Raw genomic sequence first — 242 nt, 5'->3', positions numbered from 1 at the left:
CACGGGTTCGAATCCCGTACGGGTCACCACTTTTGGAGGATTAGCTCAGCTGGGAGAGCACCTGCCTTACAAGCAGGGGGTCGGCGGTTCGATCCCGTCATCCTCCACCATTTAAATCAAAATAATAATCGTCGCGGGGTGGAGCAGTCTGGTAGCTCGTCGGGCTCATAACCCGAAGGTCGCAGGTTCAAATCCTGTCCCCGCAACCAAGGTCCCGTGGTGTAGTGGTTAACATGCCTGCC

The 242-nt window shown here is 56.2% G+C and carries 2 tRNA genes; both read left to right on the top strand.

Annotated elements, in window-relative coordinates:
* The first annotated feature begins 34 nt into the window (after nucleotides 1-34).
* Nucleotides 35-110: transfer RNA gene (locus MR063_RS21655), tRNA-Val, on the top strand.
* A gap of 22 nt (nucleotides 111-132) precedes the next feature.
* A tRNA-Met gene (locus MR063_RS21650) sits at nucleotides 133-209 on the top strand.
* Nucleotides 210-242 lie beyond the last annotated feature (33 nt).

The organism is Bacillus cereus group sp. BfR-BA-01492 (genome assembly GCF_022662815.1).
Taxonomy (GTDB): Bacteria; Bacillota; Bacilli; order Bacillales; family Bacillaceae_G; genus Bacillus_A; species Bacillus_A cereus_BD.
This window is presented reverse-complemented; position numbering and strand designations above follow the sequence as displayed.